This is a genomic window from Duncaniella sp., assembly GCF_029054785.1.
GTDB lineage: Bacteria > Bacteroidota > Bacteroidia > Bacteroidales > Muribaculaceae > Duncaniella.
Genome location: NZ_JAIDEN010000052.1, coordinates 1 through 5309, shown reverse-complemented (window position 1 = coordinate 5309; position 5309 = coordinate 1). Strand labels below are relative to the sequence as shown.

General features: G+C 56.4%; 6 protein-coding genes. All 6 read right to left on the bottom strand.

Annotation, left to right across the window (positions count from 1 at the left end):
- Window positions 1–356: 356 nt before the first annotated feature.
- Window positions 357–938, bottom strand: a complete 582-nt coding sequence (locus K2H17_RS03480) for a radical SAM protein (RefSeq protein ID WP_300131469.1) — start codon at window positions 936–938, stop codon at window positions 357–359.
- Between the two features lie 36 nt (window positions 939–974).
- A complete protein-coding gene (locus K2H17_RS03475) occupies window positions 975–1322 on the bottom strand; it encodes a 6-carboxytetrahydropterin synthase (RefSeq protein ID WP_300131467.1) in 348 nt (115 codons plus the stop codon).
- A gap of 67 nt (window positions 1323–1389) precedes the next feature.
- Entirely contained in the window at window positions 1390–2829 is a 1440-nt protein-coding gene (locus K2H17_RS03470; protein WP_300131464.1) for an HD domain-containing protein, read from the bottom strand.
- A gap of 95 nt (window positions 2830–2924) precedes the next feature.
- Window positions 2925–4118, bottom strand: a complete 1194-nt coding sequence (locus K2H17_RS03465) for a Xaa-Pro peptidase family protein (protein ID WP_300131461.1) — start codon at window positions 4116–4118, stop codon at window positions 2925–2927.
- Window positions 4115–5002, bottom strand: coding sequence for an META domain-containing protein (locus K2H17_RS03460; protein WP_300131459.1), 888 nt, complete (start codon window positions 5000–5002; stop codon window positions 4115–4117). The genes K2H17_RS03465 and K2H17_RS03460 overlap by 4 nt, the downstream gene beginning before the upstream one ends.
- 22 nt (window positions 5003–5024) lie before the next feature.
- On the bottom strand, window positions 5025–5309 hold a 285-nt coding region (locus tag K2H17_RS03455; protein WP_300131457.1), incomplete at its 5' end, for a hypothetical protein.

The following is a 5309-nucleotide window of genomic DNA, read 5'->3' as shown; positions in this document are numbered from 1 at the left end:
AGAGGTAGTGATTATTTACTGCAAAGATACAAGCTCAAAAGCCCGGATAAGTGCGATAATGCGGAGCGGGTGAAAAATTTCCCCGGTTTCGCACCTACGGCGCTCTGTTTCGGGTGGGTGATTTTTTACCACAGCTGCGGACACCTACGGCGCCCTTGCAGTGGCCTGAATTCTCCCGACCGCTGACGCGGCCTGCCTGATGCTGTTTGAAATCAGGCGCTGACGCGGCCTGCCTGATGCTTGAGGGATGGCCAGCCTGACGGAAGACGCTTTGAAAAGCGTCCCTACCAAGGTTGATTGTAATCGGTTATATTACATCCTTGTACTGGCGGCCCTATCGGCTTCCTTACAATGGATTACTGTATGTCGATCAGTTTGTGGGTCTGAAGGGAGAGGCGCCAGTGTGGGTTGGCGAGGATGTAGCTGACGGTTTCGGCGGTGTTGGAGCCTCCGGCGTAGCGCGGTGAACTGCACGGCTGGAGGAAGTAGTGCATGGCCGGGAGCGAGTTGGCTATGGCTTCGACATCCTGACCTTCGTAGACAACTTTAAGCTCGTCGATGTGGCGCAGGCTGACCGAAATTTCTCCAGTCGGACCCGGTTTGGGCGAACAGGTCACCCAGTCGATCCCTTCGGGGAGACGGTTGGTGCCGTTGGTCTCGATCTGTATGAACCACCCATCGTCGTGGAGCAGATCAACCAGCATCTGGTCCAGCTGGAGCGACGGTTCGCCTCCGGTGATGACTATGTGGCGTGTCGGATAGGTGCGGAGGGCCTCGGCGATCTGCAAGGGTGTCATTTCGGTGTAGTCCTCATGGGCAGTGTCGCAGAAAGGGCATTTCAGATTGCAGCCGCTCATGCGCAGAAACACCGCAGGGGTGCCTGTGAAGTAGCCCTCGCCCTGAAGCGAATAGAAGATCTCGTTGATGCGGTAGCTCATCGGTATGGGTTATTTTGTGTGGTGTCAGACAGTTGCTCAGGCCTCTTCCGGTCCGTCGGTCTCATAGCTTGCCACGTTGCCCTCGCTCTCCTGCACGTCGACGCGGTAGCAGTGGGGGATCTGTTCGCAGATCCAGCGGGCGATGTTCTCGGCGGTCGGGTTGAAGGGGAGAAGCTCGTTGAAATTGCCGTGGTCGAGATAGGCCGTGATGCGCTCCTTGATGTGGCTGAAATCGGCCACCATCCCGTCGGCGTTGAGTTGGCGCGCACGGCAGTGGACGGTTACAATCCAGTTGTGGCCGTGGAGACGGCTGCATTTGCTTTCATATGAAAGTTCGAGGCGGTGACAGCCCGCCAGTTCGAACCGCTTGGTTATGTAGTACATATATTTATGCTTTAGATATATGCTTTAGGTATGCTGTTTTTTATCCGGTCTGTATGATTTTTCCCGTTCAGTCGCTGCTGCCGTTCACGGGAAACAGTCCCTGTTCGGCGGCGAGGCGCAGCATCAGCTGACGGGCCTCTTCATGGTCGTTGTGGATCACTCCGTCAAGCACCGCGTTTTTGATCGCGCTTTTGATCTGACCGACAACCGGGCCTCCGGAAATTCCGAAAGTCTCCATGATCTCGGTGCCGTCAACCGGCGGCTTGAAATTGCGGATGTGGTCGCGCTCGTTAAGGTCGACCATCTTCTGGCGCACCAGTGCGAAGTTGTCGAGAATCCGGCGCACTTTTTCCTGATTTTTCGACGTGATGTCAGCCTCGCAGAGAGCCATCAGGTCCTCGATGTCATCACCGGCATCATGGATCAGACGGCGCACAGCCGAATCTGTCACCTCGTCCTCGACAAGCGCAATGGGGCGCATGTGGAGTTCTACCATCTTGGCCACATATTTCATCTTTGCGTCCTGAGGCAGTCTCATCCTGCGGAAAATCCTGGGGACCATCTTGGCGCCGATGAAGTTGTGGTTGTGGAAAGTCCAGCCGATCTTCTCGTCCCAGCGTTTGGTGACGGGTTTGGCGATGTCGTGCATCAGCGCGCCCCAGCGTAGCCATACATCATCGCTCTTCTCGGCCACGTTGTCGAGAACGGCCATCGTGTGGTAGAAATTGTCCTTGTGGCCGCGTCCGTTGACCACGTCGACCCCTTTCATTGCCGCCAGTTCGGGGAAAATGATTGCAAGCAGGCCGGATTTGAGCAGCAGATCCCAGCCGACCGACGGTCTGGGTGCCTGCATGATCTTCATCAGCTCGTCGACAATGCGCTCTTTCGATATGATGCGGATGCGCTCGGCGTTGCGGCGGATAGCCTCGAAGGTTTCGGGCAGGATGGTGAAGTCAAGCTGCGTTGCGAAACGGATCGCGCGCATCATGCGCAGGGGGTCGTCGCTGAAGGTGACATCCGGATCGAGCGGAGTGCGCAGTATGCGGCGCTCCATGTCGCCGAGTCCGTCAAACAGATCGACCAACTGGCCGAAACTGTTGCGGTTGACGCTCAGGGCGAGGGCATTGACGGTGAAATCGCGCCGCGAGAGGTCCTCTTCGAGAGTGCCGTCCTCGACAACCGGTTTGCGCGAATTGCGGTCGTAGCTCTCCCGCCGGGCGCCGACGAATTCAAGCTCGATGTCGTGGCGCTTGACCTGGGCAGTGCCGAAATTGCGGAACACGTTGAGATGGGCGCCGCGACCGAGCCGCGAGGCCACGATCTCGGCAAGTTCGATGCCGCTGCCGACAGTCACGAAGTCAAAGTCCTTTGACGGCCGCTGGAGAAAAAGATCGCGCACACAGCCTCCCACCGCATAGCAGGGACGGTCGATCGAGTCGGCGGCCTCGCCAATGGAGTGGAACAGAGGGGTGTCGATTTTGCTTACTATATCTTCTAAAGATTGCATTTTCAGGGGTTAACGGTAGAGTTGGGGTGATGGGGAGCCTTGCGCCAGACCGGTCTCAGTTCTGAGGCTCTGAGACGCGAGACATGCGGAAGGCCTCAGACATCAAAGTAGGAAATCTCCTCAGGCGCAGGGGTCAGGCATTCGACATGGTCGTCATAGACGGCATAGGTGTTCTCGATGCCCACGGCACCGCAGCCGGGGATCACGAATTTCGGTTCGAGAGCGATCACGTTGCCGGCGGCTATGATGTCGCGGGTGCGGGGGGCTATGACCGGCAGTTCGTTGATCTCGATGCCGATACCGTGGCCGATGAAGCCGGCGTGTTGGCGGTGGCCCATGAAGTAGGGGTGCAGACCGCGCTCCCTGACCATCTCTTCAGCCTTGGCATAGAGAGCTTTCGCCTCCGCGCCCGGACGCATCATCCGGCACAGCTCGCGGTGGATGTCGATCGAGCACTGATGGGCCTTGACAGCCAGTTCGGAGATCTCGCCAAGCGCGAACACGCGGGTCATGTCGGTCATATAACCGTCGAAATTGCCGTTCATGTCTACCATCACCGTGTCGCCCGGCTTTATCGAGTTGCCGTTGGCGCCCACCGGCAGCGACGGATCCAGGCCCTGGCCACCCATAGCGAAGTCATAGGGCGAAGGGAAGTCGGCATTGTCGCCTACAAGGACGTTGCCCATGTAGAGTTCCATCGAGTCGCCGCTGATGCGGAACTGGCCCAGACAGCCCTCCAGACGGCTCAGTTTCTCGATCTCAACCTGAAGTTCGAGATCGTTCATCCCCGGCTGATAGAGATGGGGGATGCGGCCGTAGACATGGACATGTTTGACGCCTGAGCGGCGTATCATCTCTATCTCAGCAGAGGTTTTCACCGCACGTGCCCGGCGCATGACAGCCGACGCGTTTTTCAGCTCGCTCTGCGGGAAAATGCTCTTCAGACGCATGGCGGTGGAGTAAGGGGTCACATCAAGCTCAAGCCCTATCGACTCCGGAACGTTCAGCCCGACGGAGGCGGCGATCTCTTCCGGCTTGCGGATGTAGACAACGCCGTCACCTTCAAGTTCCACAGGGCGGCGCACGAAGTACATCACCGGACCTTCCAGGGGAATATAGACATAGCCTGCAAAGACGCGGCCTGTCACATAATATTTGTTGGCATTGTCGGAAATGAGTATGGCCCGGAGATTGTCGGCGGCCATCATGGCCCTGATTTTATCAAGGCGCGTCTGCGATTCCTCATGGCTGAGGAGCCGCAGACGGGTGAGATCTATCGGATTCATCATTCTTCGTTAAGCTGGTCGGGAGAGATTCTGATGAGGGTCAGCATCTGCATTCCGGCGGCGTTCTTCATTATCGCCTGATCAGCCGAAGCACCTTCCACACAGGTAGCCACTTCTTCGAGGGCAAGGAGGAACGACTGCTCGGTAGCGATGTCGGGGCAGGTCATGCGGGTTGTGGCCAGATCCTTGAACTCGATGCCGTCGCCCTTGTCGAGATTGACAACCACGGTGCCGTTGAGTATGTTGCAGCCGGCATTGCCGTGGATCTTGCATTCATCTACGTCGATGATAACCTTGATCGCTGTCGATGCGGGGACAGGAGTACCCTTGATGGTGGTCACCTGCCATGCGCCGTTGAGGAACGAGAGGTTGCGCTTGCGCAGAGTCATCAGCGTGCGGCCCGACTCAGAGTTGAGGGCAATGGAATTGTTGTCGATGACGCTGTAAGAGGCAACATCGCCGAGAGCCTGGTTGAAAGTATATTCATAGGGAGCATCGGGGCATGCGCGGAGCGAAGATATGAATTCCCCGTTGGGATTCAGCTTCTTGTCCTTGACGATCCACGAGCCGTTGAGATAGTTGCAGCCGTTGAAACCGATCACGAGAATAGCGGTCTTTGCATCGGGAATTTCCTTGAAAGTCAGAGCCGGGTGGTTTTCGCCGTTGACCTTGACATCCTCGCCGTTGATGGTGGTGACAGACCAGCTGCCGAGCAACGGTTTGATCTGGGCTTCGTCATAAGCCGATTCAGGCTGCTGGCTGACAGCAGTTGTCTTTACATTTGCGTTTTCGCTTGTCACGGTAGTGCCGCTTTTTTTGAACGTGTTGCAACCGGCCATCAGCAGAGTGGCAGTGAGAGCGGTTGTGATTAATGAAACTGATTTCATGATTTACGAGTTTTTTTTGATTTTAATCCGGCTGACACAAGATCTCCGGAGAGACCGGTGGCCTTTTACGCTGTAAACGTCTGAAAGCCGTGATTTGTGCGTCAGCTCCTGAAAAGAATTGACAATCATAACATGGGGTTGCACCGGCCATTGCAAACCATCGGCCACTACAAACCCAATTTAAATTTTTACAAAAGTAATCAAAATCCCCAACATAAGCAATCTTTGTCCCGCCGCCCCACATCAAACAGCCAAAGCAGACCGCATCGCTTTGGCCTTGATACCGGTCGGGGGAGGGGTTTTGGAG

Coding starts and splice junctions, on each gene's coding strand:
- K2H17_RS03480 (WP_300131469.1), bottom strand. CDS start 938: ATGAGCTACCGCATCAACGAGATCTTCTATTCGCTTCAGGGCGAGGGC.
- K2H17_RS03475 (WP_300131467.1), bottom strand. CDS start 1,322: ATGTACTACATAACCAAGCGGTTCGAACTGGCGGGCTGTCACCGCCTC.
- K2H17_RS03470 (WP_300131464.1), bottom strand. CDS start 2,829: ATGCAATCTTTAGAAGATATAGTAAGCAAAATCGACACCCCTCTGTTC.
- K2H17_RS03465 (WP_300131461.1), bottom strand. CDS start 4,118: ATGATGAATCCGATAGATCTCACCCGTCTGCGGCTCCTCAGCCATGAG.
- K2H17_RS03460 (WP_300131459.1), bottom strand. CDS start 5,002: ATGAAATCAGTTTCATTAATCACAACCGCTCTCACTGCCACTCTGCTG.